This is a genomic window from Maribacter dokdonensis DSW-8, from assembly GCF_001447995.1.
In the GTDB taxonomy this organism is placed as follows: Bacteria; Bacteroidota; Bacteroidia; order Flavobacteriales; family Flavobacteriaceae; genus Maribacter; species Maribacter dokdonensis.
Genome location: NZ_LDPE01000003.1, coordinates 269,430 through 290,487, shown reverse-complemented (window position 1 = coordinate 290,487; position 21,058 = coordinate 269,430). Strand labels below are relative to the sequence as shown.

The window sequence follows — 21,058 nt, the reverse complement described above, 5'->3', positions numbered from 1 at the left end:
AAAGCCAATTATACCGATAAGTTAGTTTCAGGAATTATGATCCTATCTGCCATGCTGATGATAGCATTTGGAATTATAGGACTTAAACAAGGGTATAACCAAAGTATCTTGTTCTTGTTCTTTGGTTGCTTTGGACTGTTTATGCCTTATGGAGATTTTAAATTGTATAGCAACACATTAGAAAACAGGAAGCTTTGGCTCATAAACCATTTAAGCAGAATGCTGGGTGCACTTATTGCATCGGTAACAGCATTTATTGTAGCCGGTATGCACCAAGATACCCTTTGGGCGTGGATAACACCGTCCGTTTTAGGAACTGCCTATATTATCTATTGGATCAAAAAAACAAAAGGAAAAAAGAAATTGAAATCCGCTTAACCCTGATCTTTTAAATTTAGGTTCTCTGCGAAATAATCACAGAAATCCTTCATGGTAGCCGTCATTTTCTCGTCTTGCGTTGCTTTTAAGAAAGTTTCCGATAACGAAACCAATGTTTGATGAAAGAATGTTTTCATTTCATCTACCGGCATATCCTTGGTCCATAAATCGATCTTTAAAGATTCTTGGTTTTTACTATCCCAAACGGATAACAACATTGCCTTTGCCTCTTCATTCTCAATACCACCGTCTTGTGCAGACCAGTTTAATTTTTCAGGAACTCTATTCTCATCCAATCCTACGCGCAACGTAATTTCTGAAGTATGTAAATCTGCCATTTAATTTCTTGGTTTGTAATTCGATTTCTTAAATATCTCTTCTGCAGGCATGGTCATCAGTTGTTTTACATCAACTTCATTATTCTCCATAAAGGCACGTACAATTTGCCATCCTACAAATCTTCCTAATTTACCCGGCGATTCATTGTCCAGTTCCAATCCAAATTTTGAGAAAGGGGCAGGCTCTAAAAACCGTTGGTTCAATTTATTATCTGTACTGTACAGGTATTCATTCTCTATAAAATTTCTCCACATAGGTTCTTCATTGGCAAAAGCCCAATCCAAATCCTCTTGTGAATAGCCTATTTTCTTGCGATTATCTACATTGGGCATAAGCACATCCTTTAAATACAGTTCTTTACCAAAATAGATCATACGGGCAAGAAATGTTCGCTCCCTGGGTCTTGGCACTACCTGTTTTGCAAAGGAACTTGCCACATCGCTCACCAAATAGTTGCGATCCAAGGTATGCGCTATATAGCGCTGAAAACCTCCGTAATACTTATGCTCTGGTCCTAAATAATTATCAAGGCTTATGAACAACAAACTATCGGTCAAAATAATCCTGTTGTTGTAATCTACATCATTGGTAACCGTAATTACCTTTGGCACTGTATATTCCGGAAAATAATATTTGATATGTTTAAACAATTGTACCAAACCTTCTTCCTCATCTTCAAAACTACGAAAGGCGTTACCCACTTCTTGAAATAATTCAATTTGAAGGGAATCATTCATTTTGGCGATCCAAACACTATCGGGAGCCGGAAATAAATACGGATACATTTTACGCAAACCTGGTAAACCCTCTTCTCCCGAAGACGCAAATTCACGATCAAAACGTGCTATTTTAAGGTCCATAGGTACGGCTGCGATCTCTTTGGCCACCTTATCGCTATCATTACAACTAGAAAGAATGACAAAAACTGATAATAGTATAAAAATAGGTTTGACCTTGGCAAGTATTTTACAATACATTTTATTATTCACAGTGTTCAACTTATTTTTAAGGCAAAGTTAATTGATTTTACTAAATAATTAGAGCGGTATGCAAACTGAAAAGGTAATTGAACACATTGTAAAGTGGTTAAAAGATTATGCTGTAAATGCAAAACAGAAAGGTTTTGTCATTGGAGTATCCGGCGGAATTGATTCTGCGGTTACTTCTACCCTATGCGCAAAAACAGGTTTAGACCTGCTTTGCCTAGAAATGCCCATTCACCAAGCCGAGAACCAAAATGACCGTGCTTCTAGACATATTGATTGGTTAATAGAAAATTTTCCCAATGTTAGAAGACAACCCGTAAACCTTACCCCGGTATTTGATAGTTTGGTGGCCGCACTGCCTGCAGTAGATAATGAAGAGGATAGGTTTATGTCATTGGCAAATACAAGAGCAAGATTGCGAATGACCAGTTTGTATTATTTTGCCGCGCTTGAGCGCTATCTTGTAGCAGGAACCGGAAATAAAGTAGAAGATTTTGGTGTTGGTTTTTATACCAAATACGGTGACGGCGGTGTAGACCTTAGCCCTATAGCGGATTTAATGAAAACCGAAGTGTACGATATTGCTAAGACTTTGGGCGTTAACAAAGAAATTATTGATGCCGCACCTACGGACGGACTTTGGGGAGATGATAGAACCGACGAGGATCAGATTGGCGCATCTTACCCTGAGCTAGAGTGGGCCATGAACATGAAAGACGAAGGAAAGACCATAGCCGATTTTGAGGGTAGACAAAAAGAAGTATATACGATTTTTACGAGGTTGAATACTATGAACCAACACAAAATGTTACCTATACCTGTTTGTGAGATTCCTACAGAGTTAAAATAACAACTCAACTAAGAATCAATGTATTAAATCGAAAATAAAGATGAAAATTATACGTTAATAATAAAAAAATGCAACTTTGGCTTCTAATTTAGAATTTTAAGCCTTACATTGCATGTTGTCTTTTCAGACAAAATAGGTTTTGAAATCTATAAAAAAAACAAATTAATGATCAAAGTTTTAATAGCGGACAATCATCCTATCATAAGAATGGGAGTTAGGAAGGTTCTAGAATCCGCTGAGGGCTTTGAACTGATCGATGAGGTAGCTACTACCGAAGAGCTGTTCGAAAAACTCAAAGACACAACCCCCGATGTGGTCATGTTAGAAATGGATATTCCGGAAATTAACGGAATAGCGGCATTACGCAGAATTAAGAAAGATTACGCGGACGTAAAAGTCCTTATGTACAGCGGTCAATCTGAAGATGTATATGCCCTAAGTGCCATTAGAGCCGGTGCTTTTGGATATTTATCCAAATCATCTGGTGTAGAATATATTACTGCAGCAGTGACCAAAGTAAGCGAAGGAAGCATGTTCATTACAAATGAACTTGCACAAAGACTTGCTTTTGATGAAGGAACTAAAAAACCAAGAAGGTTCTTTAGAAAACTATCTACTAGAGAAATTGAAGTGTTAAAGCTTTTAGCTAGTGGTAAGCGCAACAAAGAAGTTGCTTTAGGTTTAAACCTAAACGAAAAAACAGTTAGTACCTACAAAGCTCGTTTAATGAAAAAATTGAACGTAGATAATATGGTAGATTTATTACAACAAGCGAAAGCATTGGAATTGTACTAAATTCTTACAACTGAATAAAATAAAAAAGACCTGTTTAAAACAGGTCTTTTTTTTATGCAATCATTTAAGTTTTATGACAAAACCCTATTTAATTTCTGATTCAACAACTTGTTCAACTGAATATAGTTCATAATTTCCTCTAGCGCTTCCCTATTGTCCTTATCTGCTTGTTCCGTAGTATGCTGCAAGGCCGTCATCCTCTTTTTGATCAAAAAACAGCGCAAGGTCAAAATAGTTTCACTCACCAATTGAGACACCCCTATTTCTTTCTTTTTTGGATAAATATCTTTGCGCTCCCAGTTATGCAGGGCATAACGCTCTTCTTCCATTAAAATTGAAGATATTTGATTTGCCATTTCTTGATCTAATCCGTTAACAAAAGTGGTGATCGAAAAATCGCCCTCTTCATTCAAGGCTTCGATCAATTTGCCATACATCTTTCTAAAATCTTCATTGGCCAACTCTATTTCATCTTCTTGTAGATCTAGATATATTTTCTCGTACACCTTGATTTCCATTGATTCTGGCTCCAATTCCAAGTCTCCGGCGTCGTTTTCCTTTAACACCAAGTCTTCAAACTCTTCTATATTGCTACCGTACAACATTAGGGACTCTATAATTTTGCGCTCTAATACATACTGCACATCAACTTTTTCCGGTTTTTGCTCATCTGTATTGCGTACTACATCAAAAGCCTTAGGCTCTTCTTTCTGCTGCTTCTTAAAATCTTTCTCTCCCTTTTTATCTATCTGCGCCAAGGTATTGAACAAGACAGCTTCTGAGATATTCATGATCTGTGCACACTCTTGAATATATATTTCCTTTTGAATGCGATCCGGAATCTTGGAAATACTGTTTACAATATCCCTAACAGTATCTGCTCTTTTAATAGGATCATTATCCGCTTCCTTTACCAAAAGCGATGCCTTGAACTGAATAAAATCTTTGGCATTATCACTTAAGTAAGCCAACACATCATCTAACTCATTATTCTTTGCAAAGCTATCCGGGTCTTCACCTTCTGGAAACGTACAGACCCTTACGTTCATACCCTGCTCCAAAATAAGGTCAATACCCCTTAACGATGCTCGTAGACCAGCCGCATCGCCATCAAACAATACCGTAATATTCTTGGTCAACCTATTTATGAGCCTGATCTGCTCTGGCGTTAAAGCCGTACCACTAGAAGACACCACATTCTCTATGCCTCGTTGTGCAAATTGAATAACATCCGTATATCCTTCTACCAAAAAGCAATTATCTTCTTTTGCTATGGCTTGCTTGGCATAATAAATACCATACAACACCTTACTCTTATGATAGATGTCACTTTCGGGCGAATTCAGGTATTTGGCCGCTTTTTTATCGTTCGTTAAAATACGCCCACCAAAACCTAAAACACGTCCACTTAAGGAATGTATAGGAAACATGACCCTGCCCTTGAATCGATCAAATTTTCTAGCACCGTTTGGGTTGTTGGGATCATCCTTTACAATGGTAAGTCCGGTTTTTTGCAGGTAATCTAACTTATATCCTTTATCCAATGCGGCCGTTGTAAAGCCGTCCCATTGATCTAAACAATACCCTAATTCAAATTTTTTGATGGTCTCATCTGTAAAACCACGTTCTTTAAAATACGTTAGCCCAATAGCCTTACCTAGCTCGCTCTCCCAAAGCATTTCCTTAAAATGGCCTTGAGCAAATTCTGATACCAAATACATGCTTTCACGCTCATTTGCCTGCTCTTTTTGCTCACTGGATTGTTCTGTCTCTTCTACCTCAATATTATATTTCTTAGCTAGGTACTTAATAGCCTCTGGATAGGTAAAATGTTCATGCTCCATTAAAAAAGCAACTACATTACCGCCTTTACCGCTACTAAAGTCTTTCCAAATTTGCTTTACGGGAGATACCATAAAGCTAGGTGTACGCTCATCACTAAACGGACTTAAGCCTTTAAAGTTGGAACCCGATTTCTTTAACTGTACAAAATCACCAATAACCTCCTCTAGGCGAGCAGTTTCGTAAACTTGATCTATGGTTGTTTTTGCTATCATGAAAATCTTGCTAAAAGCTGGAAATAATTTTACGTAAATTAGAACATCAAAAATAGCAAAATGATTCTATTCTTTGGCACCAGACCAGGAAAGCCGGTAACTAAAAATCTTTTTCATAGCACTTGTCCTTATTGCCAACAAAAAGGAACGTTAACAGCGTTTACCCAAAAGAATTACTTCCATATATTTTGGATCAAGCTTTTTAAAATTTCCAGTACCACTACCGTAGAATGTAGCCACTGCAAACGTGGATATTATGAGCACGAGTTCACCGAAGAAATGAAAGCCGATCTAGAGAATTAAAAAAGCTGTAGCACCCTTTTTAAATTGGAGTACTACAGCTAATTTGATTGATGAATTTCTTAATTAAAGATCGAACCTAAGACCTAGAGAGATGTTACGTTGATCTACCGCCGCATCTTTGAATATGGGATTAAGATCATACTTTACATATAATAGCACCCCATCTACACCCGCATAGGCACTTAAACCATACACAAGATCATTGGTATTATAACTACGCTTTAATTTGTCTTTTACCTTTTCGCCATCAATGGTATATTTTAATTTTTGACGCGTTCCTAAATTGAACCCTGCATAACCGCCCAAACCAACTCTAAATTTATTATGCAACGAGTACCGCATGGTCTTATCTGTGGTAGTTAGCTTTGACGGACCAAATTCAAAATGCATAGGAAATACTAAATTATCCATTCTAAATTTCGATTTATCCAAATCATATTCAAATTCTTGAAGCTCAGACTGACCGTTATCCAATGACACCAAGTACTGATTATCCTTTGGTTTTAAGCCATTAAATTGAAATGAAAACCCATAGTTGAACCTTAGGAAATTTGTATTCTTAAACACCCTGGTGCGCCATTGCCATCCCATTTCAAAAAATCTACTTCCACCAATTTTATAAGGAGAATCATTTAAGGACCGCCCTTCTATAATTGCATTATTTAAACCAACGGCCAAAACAATATCAGAATAGGTTCTTCTATCATAGACCGGTTCTTTTCTATGCCTATTTTCATTGATACGTATTCCAAATATTTTGTCATCATCATCCCCTATTCCCAGTTCAAAAGCGAACTTATAATTTAAGGTATCCAATTCTTTGACCTCGCCGTTATTTCTTTCCAAAAGGGATATTTTATTATCGATAATAGCGATTCTCTCCTCTATATTAAGTGCTCTTTTTTCTGCAGCCTTCATCTTTAAGGCATTGGACTCTTCTTCAGTAATTTCACCATTTTCCAATTGTTTAACTATTTCAGCAATTTCGAATTTTAAGGCTTCCTTTTCTTGTCTAGTTATACTAAGCTTTTGCTCTTTTAAAATTTCTACTTTTTCTATATAATTATCTTGAGCCACTACACTTTGCATTAATAAAAGTGTCAAAATGGCTACTAAATACATGGTAATTGTTCTCATTTCTATTTTGATTTTTTTTGATGAATAAACTCCGCTCCCTGTCCCCATAGTATTTTATAGAGATAAGGAAAAACGATTTGTGATTGATTAATTATTGCGGTCTGCTACAGCAGTACGCACTTTTATAAAACCGGCTTTTAGGGAATCAAAAATTTGGTCTCGGAAGGATTGATCAAGTTCATCTTCAACCTCTGTCAACAAAGCCATAGCATCAACAGATTTATCTTTATTAAATATTTTATCTCTTAAAATTTCATCTTGGGCACGTTTCAATAATGAATCTACCTCGGCATCTGTCACTGTACTGTTTTGCTCCAGAACGGTTACTTGTGCAATAACATCGGCCACTTTAGAATTTATAATATCATCGGTCACCACTAATTTTTCAACAGATGTACTAGTAGGTACTTGGTTTACCGCAACTTCAATTTCATCTTTTAATACTAAAGGCTCTTGTTCTTTAATTAGTATATTTTCTTCCTCAACCACCTTCTCAATGCTGGTTTCAGTTTCCGAATGTGCAACCACCTCTACTTCCTCTTTACCTACAGGCAAAACATCTTTTACAGGAACTTCTTTTAATGTATGCTCTTTCTCAATGTCTACAATTTCTGTTGGCATTTTGGTAGCTGTAGTATTGCCATTAAAGTAAAACATTGCAATACCGATCAACACAACAACACTTGCCGCAATACCCATCCATAGATATACGGGTTTCTTTTTAGCATCATCATCATTTAATTCTGATGCAATTTTGGACCATGCATTCGCCGATGGCTGAATTTCGCGCTCTTGTAACTTGTTCTTAATATGTTTTTCAAATTTATCGGTTTCCATACCCTATAATATTTTGTTGCCTTAATTGATCTTGAAGCAATTTTCGGGCTTTTAATAATTGTGTTTTTGAAGTGCTCTCGGTAATCGATAGCATTTCTGCAATTTCTTTATGCTTATACCCATCTACGGTATACAATACAAAGACCATTTTATAACCTTGGGGCAACTTGTCTATCAATTGTTGAATATGCTCTGTATCTAAATCAGTACTCTGCGAAATCTCTTCCGACTGATTTTTCTCGTACACCTCATCATCATACACGACAAATTGTTGTTTTCTTAAATAGGATATGCTTTCCCTGACCATAATCCTACGTAACCACCCTTCAAAACTACCTTCAAACTTAAACGTATCTAACTTATTGAACATTTTTAAAAAACCCTGCACCATTACATCTTCCGCAAAATGAACATCTTTTATATACTGACGACAAACGCTTAACATTTTTGGCGCATGCTTTTTATACAAACGCTCTTGCGCATCGCGGTTGCCCGATGACGCTTTTTTTATGAGTTGGCTCTCGTTTTTATAAAAAGGTATAATTTTCAAAATATTGGTTTGGTCTTCTATTAGCATAGACGCCGAAGAATGAAATATAGTTGCCTGAAAAATAAAAAAATTCAAAATTATTTTCCAATATACTGATTACCAGTTGTTTGATTTGTAAAAAAATTACTTTTTACGATCAACCACATAGTTGACCATGAGCTGCAAAGCACTTTTATAATCGGATTCTGGGTAGGTGTCCAAAAGCTCGAGGGCTTCATTTCTATACTGTAGCATTTTACTTACCGCATAATCCAAGCCACCTTTTTCCTTTACAAAGGCTATGACCTCCTTTACCCGCTTTTTGTCCTTATTATGATTTTTGATGGAATTGATTACCCAACTTTTCTCTTTTTTAGAACAATGGTTAAGCGCGTAGATCAAAGGCAAGGTCATTTTCTGTTCTTTGATATCTATACCGGTTGGCTTACCTATTTTTTGACCACCATAATCAAAAAGGTCATCTTTAATCTGGAAGGCCATACCACACAACTCCCCAAATTTTCTAAACGTTTCCACATCTATGCTTTCGGGCTTTACAGAACATGCACCCAACGAACAACATGCCGCTATTAACGTGGCGGTCTTTTGCCTAATGATATCATAATACACCTCTTCGGTAATATCTAAGCGTCTAGCTTTTTCTATCTGCAGCAACTCGCCCTCACTCATTTCACGAACGGCAACGGAGATTATTTTTAGCAGATCAAAATCTCCATTATCAATAGAAAGCAACAAGCCTTTTGAAAGCAGGTAGTCTCCCACTAAAACGGCAATCTTATTTTTCCACAGGGCGTTTATAGAGAAGAAGCCCCGTCGTTTATTACTCTCATCTACTACATCATCATGCACCAATGTAGCCGTATGTATCAACTCGATTACCGATGCACCACGATAGGTACGCTCATTTACTTCGCCATTATTTAACAGCTTTGCCGTTAAAAATACGAACATAGGGCGCATTTGCTTCCCTTTTCTATTTACGATGTAATGGGTAATTCTATTGAGTAATGCAACCTTAGATGTCATTGAATCTCTAAACTTAGACTCAAACAACTCCATTTCCTGATAGACAGGTTCCTTTATTTGTGCTACAATTTTCAGGCGATCTTCATTAGAACATCAAAATTAGGCAAAAGCTATGAAATAACAGTAGCCGGAAAGAATTTTAAGGTTGGTTGTTGGCTATAACGCTTTGCGTTTTTAGTATTAAGTATAAAGTATAAAGTACTAAGATATTATATTAGCAATTGCTCTAGTAATTCGTATTACTTAATACCTTTCATTTCTAAAGCTTAGCTGTGCTAAATAATTTATCTTCTAACAAGTCTATTTTCTATACTCTATTTTCTCTCTTCTAACTTAATACTTAGTGCTTTCCACTTTGTACTTCTAACTTTTATTCGCCAATTGCCCACATGCGGCATCAATATCCTTTCCTCTAGAACGACGAACGGTTACGGTGATATTATTACGCTCCAATGAATTTACATAGCGATCTATTGCTGCATTAGATGCTTGCTTAAATTCACCGTCATCAATAGGGTTGTATTCTATAAGATTTACTTTAGAAGGTGCAAAACGGCAAAACTCCACTAACGCATCTACATCTTTTTGAGTATCGTTTATGCCTTCCCAAACCACATACTCATACGTAATTCTACTTTTTGTCTTTTGGTACCAGTACTGTAGAGACTCCCTTAAATCGCTCAAGGTAAACTTAGCGTTAAAGGGCATTATTGACGTACGAATTTCATCAACAGCTGAATGTAAAGAAACCGCCAATTTAAATTTAACTTCGTCATCGGCCATTTTTCGGATCAATTTAGGCACACCAGAGGTGGAGACCGTAATTCTCTTTGGAGACATGCCCAGCCCGTCTGAAGAGGTGATTTTATCAATAGCCTTTAATACGTTATTGTAGTTCATTAAAGGCTCTCCCATGCCCATAAAAACAATATTGCTTAAAGGTCTGTCAAAATACAATCTGCTTTCATTATCAATAGCGACAACCTGATCATATATTTCATCGGGGTTTAAATTTCGCATTCGTTTTAAACGTGCCGTTGCACAGAACCTACAATCTAAACTACACCCTACTTGACTGGACACACAAGCAGTTGTTCTTGATTTTGTAGGTATTAAAACGGACTCTACAATTAAATCGTCATGCAAACGCACCGCATTTTTTATAGTACCGTCACTACTGCGCTGCATTTGATCTACCTTAATATGGTTAATGACAAAATTGGCTTCTAGCATTTCCCTGGTTTCTTTTGATAAATTGGTCATTACATCAAAAGAATACGCAGCTTTTTGCCATAACCACTCGTAGACCTGGTTGCCACGAAAAGCTTTGTCACCATTAGAAACAAAGAACTCCCTTAGCTGCTCTCTCGTTAGTGCCCGGATATCTTTTTTCTTTATTTCTTCCATCTATTAAAGGTAGGTATTACTGGTGATAAAAATCCCGCTTTGTCAATATGTAGATAAAGCGGGATTAAAAAATTTTCCTTTTTAAAAAGGATTATATCAACTTATATGATCAACATGGCATCACCATAAGAGTAGAACTTATAGCTTTCCAATATTGCTTCTTTATATGCTTTGTTCATTAGATCATGACCCATAAATGCAGATACCATCATCAACAATGTTGATTTTGGCAAATGGAAGTTTGTAATCATGGCATTTGCAATACTAAAATCATATGGAGGGAATATGAACTTATTTGTCCAACCCTCATAGGTATTCAATGTCTGCTTAGACGACACTGCACTTTCCAAGCCACGCATTGCCGTAGTACCTACTGCACAAATACGACGTTTTTTCGCTTTTGCATTGTTTACTATCTCTGCAGCTTTTTCATCAATGAACATTTCCTCACTATCCATTTTATGCTTAGAAAGATCTTCTACCTCAACTGGGTTGAATGTACCTAAACCTACGTGCAAAGTCAACTCAGCAAAATCTACACCCTTAATTTCTAAACGCTTCAACAAATGTTTAGAAAAGTGCAAACCAGCAGTTGGAGCCGCCACAGCACCTTCATGCTTAGCATAGATCGTTTGGTAACGATTTTCATCTTCTGGCTCAACATCTCTCTTTATATATTTTGGTAACGGAGTTTCTCCTAATTCCCTTAATTTTCTTCTGAAATCAAGGTAAGCACCATCATATAAAAAACGTAACGTTCTACCTCTAGAAGTAGTATTATCAATAACTTCCGCTACCAAGGTTTCATCATCACCAAAATATAGTTTGTTACCAATACGTATTTTACGTGCAGGATCTACAAGAACATCCCAAAGGCGTTGCTCTTCGTTTAACTCACGTAAAAGAAAAACCTCAATACGAGCTCCTGTTTTTTCCTTGTTACCGTACAAACGGGCAGGAAATACTTTTGTATTGTTAAGAACCATGACATCACCTTCATCAAAATAGTCGATCATGTCCTTGAACATTTTGTGTTCAATTTTTCCGGTATCTCTGTGGATGACCATTAACTTAGACTCATCTCTATTTTCAGATGGATGCTCCGCCAATAATTCTTTAGGAAGCTCAAAATTAAAATTTGATAATTTCATGTAGCTATTATATTTAATGTAGCAAATTGCGGCTGCAAATATACAATCTGCAGATAGGCCTTGTCAAGTAAATCCTTAATTATAATTCCCTTATACCGAAATCCAATTGTTTTAGGTCGTTCCAAAAATCTGGATATGACTTAGATACCACCTCTGCATCATTAACAATAAGTGTAGTTTTCATGGCCAAAGGAGCAAAAGCCATTGCCATTCTATGATCATTATATGTATCTATAGCAATATCTTCCAGAATACCTACAGATGGTATTATGGTCAAGGTTTTATCCGTTACGGATATGTTTGCCCCTAATTTAGACAGTTCTGTATGCAAAGCCTCTAAACGATCCGTTTCTTTGATCTTTAACGTGTGCAGTCCGGTTAAATAACAACCTACCCCCAAACCAAAGCAGGTAACCGCAATTGTTTGGGCTATATCTGGAGCATTTGCCAGATCAAACTCATTCTTAGCTTCTATCTTTTTGTCGGTCTTCTTTAAGGTAACCGTATTATTGCCAAAAGTAGTCTCCACACCAAATGAAGTATAAATACTAGCAAGTACGCTATCTCCTTGAAGACTTTCTTTTTTATATGCCGATAAAGTAATTTGCGTTCCTGGTGCTGCCAGTGCACAAATACCATAAAAATATGAGGCAGAACTCCAATCTGATTCTACCACCAATGTCGTTGGTGCTACTTTTGCCTTTGGCGACACTTTAATAAGATTACCCTCAAAAGAAGTTTCCACTCCAATTTCCTCTAACAATGCCAAGGTCATTTTTATATACGGTACCGAGGTAATTTTACCGATTAACTCTAATTGAAGTCCGTTCTCCAAACTTGGAGCAATCAACAATAACGAAGAAATATATTGGCTACTTACATTTGCCGGCAAACTCACTTTATCTTTTATAATATGCTGTCCTTTAATTTTTATGGGAGGATACCCCTCATCTTGAACATAAGATATTTCCGCTCCCAAGGTTTTTAAGGCATCTACCAAGATTTCTATGGGTCGCTCCGTCATTCTTTTAGAACCGGTAAGCACTACTTCCTTACCTGCCTGTGATGCAAAATATCCGGTTAAAAAACGCATGGCGGTACCTGCATGATGAATATCAACCGTACCTTCTGAAATTTTCAAACCTTTTGCCATTACCTGGGCATCATCTGAATTGGAAATGTTCTCAATGGTTATATCAGAAAACAATGCAGCCAATAATAAACTACGGTTAGATTCACTCTTTGAACCTGTTATGGTAATCGTATCATTAAGCGTGGTATTGGACGGACCTGTCAAGTGAAGTTTCAATGCGTATCTTTTTAAAAATAGAACAACAAATATAAGCCTATTTCAACTTTTTATTGTTGTGATGACGGTCATGATCTCGCTTTGTTTTTAAATCTAACTTTTTATCAAAAGCTTGTTGCAAATCAACACCCGTTTGATTGGCCAAACACAACACTACGAACATTACATCTGCCAATTCTTCGCCCAGATCTTTGTTCTTATCAGACTCTTTTTCGCTTTGCTCTCCATAGCGTCTAGCGATAATTCTAGCCACCTCGCCCACTTCTTCGGTAAGCTGTGCCATATTGGTTAATTCGTTAAAGTAGCGAACTCCGTGCTCCTTGATCCAGTCATCAACTGCTTTTTGTGCGCTTTCAATGTTCATATTAATTCTAAATTTTTTCAAAAACAATTAAAGATTGACTTTGGCTTTTTACCGCTTCATTAAAAAATTGTTTCAAACCTGCATAGTATGCATTACTATAATGAGCAGAATTCAAATCAAAAGTAAAAAATAAATTAAGGGTATCACTTTTATTATCTGATACATTTAGTTTCAATACGCCACCATTATCTGGTAAGGAAAAATTCTTATTTTCAGGTATCGACTTTACATTATACCCATCCGGTATTTTAACATTTAAAACGTACTGATATTTCATTGGATAACCAAAATCAACCGGATAATTTCTTTCCGAAGCTGTAAACGGATTGTTATCAAAAAATTTAATCACAAAGGGATTTAAGTAAATATTATCCCCTTGAAACAAGTTTTCCATTTCAAAATTGAATCTTTCTGTCAACTTCTTTTCATCAGAATATTTAAGTTGTTTTTCATGAGACATGATATGAAAATCATCTGAAATTTCTTCTTCTAATCTTTCAATATAACTATCTTCTTTTGTTGTTGACAACACTTCATCTTGAACAACTTTTTTATATCCTGTATTTATAAGGTCAAATACTCCAGTTAATTTTTTTTCGCTTGCATTGATTGTCATTTGAGCACGCAACATGACGGCATTTGACTTTTCAGGTACAATATCGTACCAATAACTATTATTATCAAAATCCATTACACGACCATAATAATTTAAGCTATGATAAGGTAACATACCAAAAGGCATGTACTTATTGGTCGCGTCTAACAAATAAGATTTTTCACCAATATCCACTTTAGCTACAAGATAATTGAAGTCGGTCATTACCGGATGAGTTTTCTTAGGTAGCCCTTTGTTTCTTGTTGCCAATAACATCATATTAACATTTATACCCGCAGCATTTAATAAATTGATCAATGAAATATTAATTTCAGCTGCACTACCCTTTTTCTGATCAAAAGCATTTTTCACTTTATTGTCATTCCATACCCCATACTCTTCATTCCATGTAAAATGATTTTTGACAAACTCATAAATATTCTTAGCCCTGGTCAAATCGTCTCCCTGAGTCAAAAGACCCGGATCAACACTTTTTGAAAAAAAATTTTTCTTTTTAAGCTGAACACCTAAATCTCCATCTGTTTTAAATTCCCTATCTACCGCTTTCCATGTTTTCGTATATTTATCCGTGCCCCCATAAAAACTTTTATATTCAGAAAGTTCAAACTCAATTCTGGATCTGTAATTATTTGCCGAAAGCATGTACTTTTCTGAATCCTTAAAGGCGGGTATATCTTTCATGGCATATCTTAGCGCTTCACAATCACTATCTTGCTTCAATCCTGGAAACTTAAAACAAGAACTTATTATTCTAGATTCATCCACAGAAAGTTTCAAAGACCCTATTATACTTCTGTTATACAGCCAATTACCCGGTATTTCCGCATAAAATTCAGAATATAACTTAGGAATGTCGGTCTGAAACTCCCAACCCTGAAAATTAAAATGAAAAGGTGACTGCATTTCGTATTCATACTCCAGTATTGCCCCTTCTTGTACATTTGGAAAAGTAAATTTTAGTTGGGTCCATTTTTCATTTACCACTTCTTCATAAAATTCTTCAGCTTTGACCGGAATACGCATGCCATTATAATGAGTAATGGCCCTAATATTTACTATTTTTTCCTTACTTTTTTTTGAATGATATAAAGGTATTTCAATGTCCGCATTTTTAAAGCCTTCCATATTTAAAACCTTCACTTTTGCATGGTATTTGGTAATTAGCCAAATGTAATCATCTCTTACATCAAAAAAATTGTGACCATATTCCGATAAATAGATACCTGTTGCCTCTGGATCTTTTTCATAAAAGGCAAATTCACTTTCTGATTTTAAAATGGTTCCAAACTCTGGTTTTTCTTGAGCTAAAATCTGGTTAACAGAAAAGATCATGGTAACAACAAAGAGTGATAAATAAATAATTTTATACATTTAGATTGATTTATTTTTCTAATAAAAAGTTCGCTTAATAAGAATTAGACCTATTCTAATTGCATCTTAAAAGCTGTTTTAATCTATATTTTAGTTAATACTACCTTTTCATTTAATTTCCCTACCATTTTACTATAATATTCTTTTAGACTAGGGTAGAATTCCGCAGGTACAACTGGATAATTAATTTTCTTCGATACTTTTAATTGTAAAACATTGCCAACATTATTAATCGCATAACTAAAATTACCCATACCATTAGGCAAAGCTATTGCCATAGCTTCTGGAATAGATTCTACCCTATATCCTTCTGGTAGATTAATTATAGTAGTTGATATATTTTCAAACGGAAAACTAAAATCTATTGGAAATTCTCTTTTCTCTTGTTTAAAAGGATTTTCTTTTGTGGCTAAAAATAACAATGGTGAAAAATATATCTTATCTGAAACTACATCGATTTCACTTTCCGTAGTAAAATCAAAAGACTCTATGGGCAGTTTAGCCAGTTCATTGTTATTCTTTACTTCAAAATTGTTTATTTCAATTCCATCATTGTTATTTACCAACTGATTCAAATATGATTTTTGTTTATCCTTACCGTATTCATCCCTAAAAGACAGAGCTTGATGTCCCTTGTAAACATTTCTAATTTTGCCTACAGCCGTTCCATTTCCACTTAAAGTAATATTTTGAAAAGTTTGAATTGATCCCTTATTGGTCGGGTAAAGATTTATAATTGTAGACTTACCATTTTTTGACATCATGCGACCTTCCCAATTTAAAGCCCTAATTGGCAAAACACCAGGCAAGCTATTTTGACTTGTAGCATCTAACAAAATAATACCTCCATTTATGCTAACGCTACTCACTATATAATTATAACCTTCTCTAGTAGGAAAAAGCGGCATCCCGTTAGACCTTGTACTCACTAATACAGGATTAGCTTCTAGATTTGCATAATCTAACATAGCTGTTAACATTAAATTAATCTCTGCTGTATTTCCTACCCCCTTCTGATATGCTTGTTTAACACCTTTTCTAGTATACTTACCATAACTCTGATCCCATTTAACTTTAGATTTCACAAATGAAAATATTGTATTTATTTTCTCTTGTTCATCAGTTAAATTTTTAATTATTGCATCTAAATCTTCTTTAAAATAATTAGTCTTTCTCAATTCATCTCCAAAACTTGGATTCTTATATACTGTTTCAACTACATCTTCCCACGTACGTGAATAAAACTCTTTACTTGAATTAGGAAACTGTGTGTAAGACAACTCATACTTAACCCCTGACCTATAGTTACTAAGTTCATTTACAAATGGTTCTTCTTTAAGCGGTTCAATATTATTTAAATCAAAGCTAATTACATTGCTAACATATTTCACATTACCTCTTACTTGAGTAGTCCTACCAAGACCTTGACCAGCTCCTGCATTAGTTGTACCCCCAGATGCAACACGCTGAGTATAATCTAACGACTTATTAAATTGCTCTCGTTTAGGCATTACATTCAAAAATCCCTTAACATTCATTCTAAAAACAAAATATTCTGGAGTTTCGAAAAAAGCTTCTATTTTATTCACTGGAATATCATGCTGAAAGATAAATTCATCTACGTTGTATATGAAGGGAGAAGTTATACTGTACTTATATTCTATTATGGACCCTTCTTTTATATTTGGCATTGTAAATGATTCCTCATTAATATTCTCCGATATTTCATTTTTGAATTTCCCGTCTTTTTTTAATGGAGTCTCCTCTATTTTATCATCTATTAGATTGTATGTTTTAGCCTTAAGCTTATTTAAATCCTCAATTTCATTACCATCTTTATACAATCGTATCTTTTGGGTGGCATACTCAAATCCTTCTTTATTATAAATCTTAATTCGTTCATGCACATCGGTAATTAAACTGAAACCGACACCTGAAACATAGTTGAAATACGTTTTTCTGTATTTATACAAATACGCTGCAGATGCTGTGCTATCTATTGAATTAAAGTCTTGTAACAATTCTTCTTTTGAAACCTTACCGTAATCATTGTTTTGAGCTACTAAAAAGGTAGATATAAAAATTAGGGAAATCAGTATATAAATTTTTTTGTTGGATTTAAAATTATTGTCAATAGTCATAAAAATCGAATGGTTTTAATTGGTGTTATTTTTCAGTAGGACAATCTTGTTCTTATCTGATTTTGCTATTTCTTTTCTGAAATTACGATAGTCGTTATAAGTTGTTTTTGAAAAAACTCCAGGTTTAATCAATAATCTTCTTTTGTATTTGAACTGACTTTCTGAAACCTTAGTTAAACTAACTGAATACTCTCCAAAATTATTTTTTAAGTCTATTGCCGTTAAACCAGATTCTAACCCGTAGTTGTCCGGTAAATCTATTAGGAACTCATCTTCATCTAAATACCCTCTTTTAATTACAACATCGCGTTTTCTATCTTTACTCCTTTTGGGAACATATTCATTTCTATTTAGCATGTTTGGCGCAAAAAGTAAACGGTCACCTGCCCTTGACAAATAACCAGATGTTATAATATCAACATTTTCTGTTGTGATAATATTATCCCTGTCATTTAAGATATTATGGTTTAGAATATGAACATCATTAACATAACCCCAATAGTCTTTGTAATATTTCTCTACATCTTCTTTACTTTCACTTGACAACCCGTATTTTTGGTTATACTGTATCCCTGTACTTTTTATTTCAACTTGCGCTTTAATCTCACTTTCGCTAATTGTAATTTTAGCGCTTGTAATTTGCTTACTTTGTTCTGGCGAATACTGTCTGGACTTTACCATCTCACCACCATTTGGACCAACTTTTAACACATTTCTGTTATCTGTAAAAGTTCCTAAAAAGTTTGCGGGAACAATTTGACTAGTGCACTCCAACCACAATTCCTCACCCTCCAAGGGCACATTTAAGAATACATGATTTCCTTGTAAAGAAGGAAAATCAGCATCTAAACTTCGCATGCTACGGTCGGCATAAACTATGGTGTAATAAGATTCCACACCAACAACATTTAACAATGCCATGGTATAATTCGTTAGACCTTTACAATCACCATACTTTACTCTATCTACTTCAATGGCACTAATAGGCTCCCAACCGCCTATACCCATTTGTACACTGATATACCGGGTGTTATCTTGAACAAATTGATATACTATTTTTATCTTTTCTTTTGGGTCATTTATTCCCCTTACTAAAGTTTGAACTTTTTGAATGGTTGCAGCACTAAGTTCTCCCCGACCCTTTAATAGAGAATTGTATATCCAACCTCCGAATTCTTTCCATGAAGTAGCATGACCGTCCACCCCTTTTAAATGAAAATTTTCTAGTGCGAATTGGACATTAGGTATAAAATCTCTAAACTCAGGATCAAAATCTTCTGACTCTAGCGCTTTTAAATTCACGGCGCTATACTTTACGCCAGACTCATTTTCCGTTCGTTTCACATTAAAAGAATCTAGGTTATTCTCCTTATACCTATATTTCATGGTTGAAGGTAAATTCAACTTAAATTCACTTTTTTCGACACTAAGCCTATAACCGTCCAGAAAAAACCAACGTGGTATAAATGCGGTGTCAGATGTCGTGTATTTTTCGGTTAAAACAACCGTGTATGGATATTTAACAGGTGTGTATTTTAGGTATTTGACTCTAGAGTCAGAATACAAAGTTCCTTCACCTGTAGCCGTTTGATCAATAAAATCTTTTTCTTTAAACTTTTCTATTTCTTTACCATTAGCATCAAGTATTATGGCTTCAAGATTTTTTATCCATTTCTCTTTATCGTAAAATACTGTCGCATTTATATGTTTAGATCCACTTTCATTCAAAACGGTGACCACCCTTTTAGACTTAACTTCCATAAAATCAGAAGATTTAAGTAAAACAGTGCTTTCATCTAAGCGAACAACTGCATCTGCATTCTTTAAAAGGGAGAGCTCTATTTTCGCAAAACTGTACTCTTGTGCATTCATGGCAAGAGTTACCACGAACATTAGTATTAAAAAAGATAAGCGCATATAATTTGGTAGGCTGGTTTTTACCTTAACGACAAAAACAGTAGATTTCTTACAAAAAATACAGAAAATCTATTGAATTCTAATTTTTATCTTTTGTATCAATCATTATGGTCACAGGACCATCATTCAATAATTCAACCTTCATATCCGCACCGAATTCTCCGGTACCGACTTTCTTACCCAATTTAGATTCCAAAGTAGTAATAAAGGCTTCATACAGGGGTATGGCAACATCTGGTCTTGCCGCTTTTATATAAGAAGGTCGATTCCCTTTTTTAGTACTTGCATGTAAAGTAAACTGGCTAACCACAATGACATCACCATTTACATCTACAAGCGATTTGTTCATTATACCATCTTCATCATTAAAAATACGAAGGTTTGCTATTTTGTTCGTAAGCCAATCAATATCATCTTGAGCATCTGCATTTTCTATACCCACTAAAATTAAAAGCCCATTGTCAATAGCACTTATCTTTTCGCCATTGACCGTTACGCTAGCTTTGGCAACACGTTGTATTACTGTTTTCATTTTTTATCGTCGTGTATATCTACCCTATAATTCTCATCTTCACCTTTGATCATCTGCAGATAACTGTTATACCTGCTCCAAGCTATATCACCAGTTTCCAAGGCATCTTTAACGGCACATTTTGGCTCGTCTACATGAATACAATTATTGAATTTACAATCTTGCTTTAGTTCAAAAAATTCTGGAAAATAATCGCCTATCTCCTCCTTTTCCATATCTACAATACCAAAACCTTTAATACCGGGCGTATCTATAATTCTAGCATCAAAACTTAAATCGAACATTTCCGCAAATGTGGTGGTATGTTGCCCTTGTGCGTGTTGTTGAGAAATTTGTTTGGTCTTAATTTCCAACTCTGGCTCCAAAGCATTGACCAAGGTAGATTTACCAACACCAGAATGACCCGAGAACATTGATGTTTTACCGATCATCATTTCTTTCACCTTATCAACGTTCTTGCCCGTTGCCGCAGAAATACCCAAACAAGTATACCCAATATTGCGGTAAAGGGCCGCCAAAAACTTTATCTCATCTAATTCTTCCGGGGCATAAGTATCTACTTTATTGAAAAGTAGAACAACCGGAATTTCATAGGCTTCTGCAGTGATCAGAAATCGATCTATGAAAACTGGGTATGTAGGCGGATTGTTCAATGTTACCAATAAAAAAACCTGATCCAAATTGGCAGCAATGATATGTGTCTGTTTAGACAGGTTTACAGATTTACGAATTATATAATTTTTACGATTTTCTATTTCATTGATAATACCAATGGTATCATCTCCAATAGTCTCCACCTCAAAGCGTACTTGATCACCAACCGCAACAGGGTTCGTACTTTTTATACCCTTGATCCTAAACTTACCTTTTATTCTACATTCATAGAAATCACCATTTTCTGCCTTAACAGTGTACCAACTACCCGTAGATTTATAAACAATTCCTACCATTTACCCAAAAATCCTTCCATTTATACAAAGTAACTGCTTTAA

The 21,058-nt window shown here is 35.3% G+C and carries 19 protein-coding genes and 1 pseudogene; 4 read left to right on the top strand and 16 right to left on the bottom strand.

What is annotated here, in order from left to right:
- Positions 1–378: pseudogene (locus tag I600_RS19340) on the top strand (hypothetical protein); the annotation flags it as partial.
- Here the strand turns inward: I600_RS19340 and gldC are convergent.
- Positions 375–716, bottom strand: a complete 342-nt coding sequence (gene gldC, locus I600_RS14930) for a gliding motility protein GldC (RefSeq protein ID WP_058105349.1) — start codon at positions 714–716, stop codon at positions 375–377. The pseudogene I600_RS19340 and the gene gldC sit on opposite strands and share 4 nt — an antisense overlap.
- Positions 717–1,694 carry a gliding motility lipoprotein GldB gene (gene gldB, locus I600_RS14925; RefSeq protein WP_058105348.1) on the bottom strand — a complete coding sequence of 326 codons (978 nt, stop codon included), beginning with the start codon at positions 1,692–1,694 and terminating at the stop codon, positions 717–719. It lies immediately after the preceding gene.
- A 70-nt stretch (positions 1,695–1,764) separates the two neighbouring features.
- Here gldB and nadE point away from each other — a divergent pair, with 70 nt between their 5' ends.
- Both nadE and I600_RS14915 read left to right on the top strand, forming a co-directional pair.
- Positions 1,765–2,553: an NAD(+) synthase gene (nadE, locus tag I600_RS14920; protein WP_058105347.1), complete on the top strand. Its 789-nt coding sequence runs from the start codon at positions 1,765–1,767 to the stop codon at positions 2,551–2,553.
- A 165-nt stretch (positions 2,554–2,718) separates the two neighbouring features.
- Positions 2,719–3,348, top strand: a complete 630-nt coding sequence (locus I600_RS14915; RefSeq protein ID WP_058105367.1) for a response regulator — start codon at positions 2,719–2,721, stop codon at positions 3,346–3,348.
- Between the two features lie 71 nt (positions 3,349–3,419).
- Here I600_RS14915 and dnaG read toward each other — a convergent pair whose 3' ends face one another.
- Positions 3,420–5,405 carry a DNA primase gene (gene dnaG, locus I600_RS14910; protein WP_058105346.1) on the bottom strand — a complete coding sequence of 662 codons (1,986 nt, stop codon included), beginning with the start codon at positions 5,403–5,405 and terminating at the stop codon, positions 3,420–3,422.
- 60 nt (positions 5,406–5,465) lie between these two features.
- Here dnaG and I600_RS14905 point away from each other — a divergent pair, with 60 nt between their 5' ends.
- Positions 5,466–5,708 carry a zinc-ribbon domain-containing protein gene (locus I600_RS14905; RefSeq protein WP_058105345.1) on the top strand — a complete coding sequence of 81 codons (243 nt, stop codon included), beginning with the start codon at positions 5,466–5,468 and terminating at the stop codon, positions 5,706–5,708.
- A 63-nt stretch (positions 5,709–5,771) separates the two neighbouring features.
- Here I600_RS14905 and I600_RS14900 read toward each other — a convergent pair whose 3' ends face one another.
- The 13 genes from I600_RS14900 to rsgA form a co-directional block, all read right to left on the bottom strand.
- Positions 5,772–6,845 (bottom strand): hypothetical protein, encoded by a 1,074-nt coding sequence (locus I600_RS14900; RefSeq protein ID WP_058105366.1) that lies wholly within the window; start codon positions 6,843–6,845, stop codon positions 5,772–5,774.
- A gap of 87 nt (positions 6,846–6,932) precedes the next feature.
- Positions 6,933–7,682 (bottom strand): hypothetical protein, encoded by a 750-nt coding sequence (locus tag I600_RS14895; RefSeq protein ID WP_058105344.1) that lies wholly within the window; start codon positions 7,680–7,682, stop codon positions 6,933–6,935.
- A complete protein-coding gene (locus I600_RS14890) occupies positions 7,669–8,232 on the bottom strand; it encodes an RNA polymerase sigma factor (RefSeq protein WP_058105365.1) in 564 nt (187 codons plus the stop codon). The genes I600_RS14895 and I600_RS14890 overlap by 14 nt, the downstream gene beginning before the upstream one ends.
- A 123-nt stretch (positions 8,233–8,355) precedes the next feature.
- A complete protein-coding gene (locus tag I600_RS14885) occupies positions 8,356–9,333 on the bottom strand; it encodes a polyprenyl synthetase family protein (RefSeq protein WP_058105343.1) in 978 nt (325 codons plus the stop codon).
- 288 nt (positions 9,334–9,621) lie between these two features.
- A complete protein-coding gene (gene rlmN / locus I600_RS14880; protein ID WP_058105342.1) occupies positions 9,622–10,665 on the bottom strand; it encodes a 23S rRNA (adenine(2503)-C(2))-methyltransferase RlmN in 1,044 nt (347 codons plus the stop codon).
- 101 nt (positions 10,666–10,766) lie between these two features.
- Entirely contained in the window at positions 10,767–11,816 is a 1,050-nt protein-coding gene (queA, locus tag I600_RS14875) for a tRNA preQ1(34) S-adenosylmethionine ribosyltransferase-isomerase QueA (protein WP_058105341.1), read from the bottom strand.
- Positions 11,817–11,895: 79 nt separating this feature from the next.
- Positions 11,896–13,125 (bottom strand): 3-phosphoshikimate 1-carboxyvinyltransferase, encoded by a 1,230-nt coding sequence (gene aroA / locus I600_RS14870; protein ID WP_058105340.1) that lies wholly within the window; start codon positions 13,123–13,125, stop codon positions 11,896–11,898.
- A gap of 37 nt (positions 13,126–13,162) precedes the next feature.
- The gene (locus tag I600_RS14865; protein WP_058105364.1) at positions 13,163–13,489 is read right to left on the bottom strand and encodes a nucleotide pyrophosphohydrolase; all 327 of its coding nucleotides are present in this window, start codon (positions 13,487–13,489) and stop codon (positions 13,163–13,165) included.
- A gap of 7 nt (positions 13,490–13,496) precedes the next feature.
- Entirely contained in the window at positions 13,497–15,476 is a 1,980-nt protein-coding gene (locus I600_RS14860; RefSeq protein WP_058105339.1) for a transglutaminase domain-containing protein, read from the bottom strand.
- A gap of 83 nt (positions 15,477–15,559) precedes the next feature.
- Entirely contained in the window at positions 15,560–17,617 is a 2,058-nt protein-coding gene (locus tag I600_RS14855; RefSeq protein ID WP_058105338.1) for a transglutaminase domain-containing protein, read from the bottom strand.
- 15 nt (positions 17,618–17,632) lie between these two features.
- The gene (locus I600_RS14850; protein WP_058105337.1) at positions 17,633–19,534 is read right to left on the bottom strand and encodes a DUF3857 domain-containing protein; all 1,902 of its coding nucleotides are present in this window, start codon (positions 19,532–19,534) and stop codon (positions 17,633–17,635) included.
- A 79-nt stretch (positions 19,535–19,613) separates the two neighbouring features.
- The gene (dtd, locus tag I600_RS14845) at positions 19,614–20,066 is read right to left on the bottom strand and encodes a D-aminoacyl-tRNA deacylase (RefSeq protein ID WP_058105336.1); all 453 of its coding nucleotides are present in this window, start codon (positions 20,064–20,066) and stop codon (positions 19,614–19,616) included.
- A complete protein-coding gene (gene rsgA / locus I600_RS14840; RefSeq protein ID WP_058105335.1) occupies positions 20,063–21,016 on the bottom strand; it encodes a ribosome small subunit-dependent GTPase A in 954 nt (317 codons plus the stop codon). The genes dtd and rsgA overlap by 4 nt, the downstream gene beginning before the upstream one ends.
- Positions 21,017–21,058: the final 42 nt, after the last annotated feature.

What these genes read in the sequence shown, in the direction of transcription:
- I600_RS14905 (WP_058105345.1), top strand. Translation starts at nt 5,466, where the DNA reads ATGATTCTATTCTTTGGCACCAGACCAGGAAAGCCGGTAACTAAAAAT.
- gldC (WP_058105349.1), bottom strand. Translation starts at nt 716, where the DNA reads ATGGCAGATTTACATACTTCAGAAATTACGTTGCGCGTAGGATTGGAT.
- I600_RS14855 (WP_058105338.1), bottom strand. Translation starts at nt 17,617, where the DNA reads ATGACTATTGACAATAATTTTAAATCCAACAAAAAAATTTATATACTG.
- dnaG (WP_058105346.1), bottom strand. Translation starts at nt 5,405, where the DNA reads ATGATAGCAAAAACAACCATAGATCAAGTTTACGAAACTGCTCGCCTA.
- rsgA (WP_058105335.1), bottom strand. Translation starts at nt 21,016, where the DNA reads ATGGTAGGAATTGTTTATAAATCTACGGGTAGTTGGTACACTGTTAAG.
- I600_RS14895 (WP_058105344.1), bottom strand. Translation starts at nt 7,682, where the DNA reads ATGGAAACCGATAAATTTGAAAAACATATTAAGAACAAGTTACAAGAG.
- queA (WP_058105341.1), bottom strand. Translation starts at nt 11,816, where the DNA reads ATGAAATTATCAAATTTTAATTTTGAGCTTCCTAAAGAATTATTGGCG.
- nadE (WP_058105347.1), top strand. Translation starts at nt 1,765, where the DNA reads ATGCAAACTGAAAAGGTAATTGAACACATTGTAAAGTGGTTAAAAGAT.
- rlmN (WP_058105342.1), bottom strand. Translation starts at nt 10,665, where the DNA reads ATGGAAGAAATAAAGAAAAAAGATATCCGGGCACTAACGAGAGAGCAG.
- I600_RS14850 (WP_058105337.1), bottom strand. Translation starts at nt 19,534, where the DNA reads ATGCGCTTATCTTTTTTAATACTAATGTTCGTGGTAACTCTTGCCATG.
- dtd (WP_058105336.1), bottom strand. Translation starts at nt 20,066, where the DNA reads ATGAAAACAGTAATACAACGTGTTGCCAAAGCTAGCGTAACGGTCAAT.
- I600_RS14915 (WP_058105367.1), top strand. Translation starts at nt 2,719, where the DNA reads ATGATCAAAGTTTTAATAGCGGACAATCATCCTATCATAAGAATGGGA.
- I600_RS14900 (WP_058105366.1), bottom strand. Translation starts at nt 6,845, where the DNA reads ATGAGAACAATTACCATGTATTTAGTAGCCATTTTGACACTTTTATTA.
- I600_RS14865 (WP_058105364.1), bottom strand. Translation starts at nt 13,489, where the DNA reads ATGAACATTGAAAGCGCACAAAAAGCAGTTGATGACTGGATCAAGGAG.
- gldB (WP_058105348.1), bottom strand. Translation starts at nt 1,694, where the DNA reads ATGTATTGTAAAATACTTGCCAAGGTCAAACCTATTTTTATACTATTA.
- I600_RS14860 (WP_058105339.1), bottom strand. Translation starts at nt 15,476, where the DNA reads ATGTATAAAATTATTTATTTATCACTCTTTGTTGTTACCATGATCTTT.